The following is a 784-nucleotide window of genomic DNA, read 5'->3' as shown; positions in this document are numbered from 1 at the left end:
ATACCAATTCCATTAATTTTATGATCTAATAAAGTACTCATTAAAGGTGCTGAATATGACTCAAGAATTATCGAAAATGATTAGCTCAACCTCAGATGCGAGATTAAAACTTCGTTTATTAGCGGTATCTCACTTTCTTGATGGTAAAAATAGAACTCAAATATCTGAATACTTAAAAGTAAGTCGAACGAGTGTAAATAGTTGGATACAAACCTATTTAACACAGGGAATTTCAGGGTTAAAAGAGAAAAAACATACGGGGCGCCCAAAAGGCCTAAGCGAAAAGCAACTGTCTCAACTGAAAGAGTTTGTTATTTCTTCGGCTGTAAAGGCAGATGGTGGCAGACTCCAAGGAAAAGATGTCCAGCAGTATATTTTAGTTGAGTTTGGTATTGAGTATAAAAAGTCCAATATTTACAACCTATTACACGAATTAAATCTAAGCTGGATAACCACACGTTCAAAGCATCCCAAACAGTCAATTGAACGTCAGGAAGATTTTAAAAAAATTCAAAATAAAAACGATCCTTAAGATCCCTGGTCATGTTGCGTTAGATCGGGTTGATATCTGGTTTCAAGATGAGGCGCGTTTTGGACAACAAAATACGACCACTAGAATATGGGCTGAAAAAGGAACGAGACCACGCGTAGTACAGCAACAACAATACACTTACGCTTATCTATTTGGTGCTGTTTGCCCAGCAAATGGTAAAACAGAAGCTATCATTGCTCCTTTTAGTAATATGGAAATCATGAAAGAACATCTAGCGCTTATTTCCAAAGC

At 36.5% G+C, this 784-nt stretch carries 1 pseudogene; it reads left to right on the top strand.

The features are described from left to right. Positions 1-55: 55 nt before the first annotated feature. Positions 56-784 (top strand): annotated as a pseudogene (locus J8L70_RS15995) (IS630 family transposase); the annotation flags it as partial.

It is taken from the genome of Pseudoalteromonas sp. MMG010 (assembly GCF_018100905.1).
GTDB lineage: Bacteria > Pseudomonadota > Gammaproteobacteria > Enterobacterales > Alteromonadaceae > Pseudoalteromonas.
The sequence above is the reverse complement of the archived record's forward strand: the minus strand, read 5'-3'. Positions and strand labels throughout refer to the sequence as shown.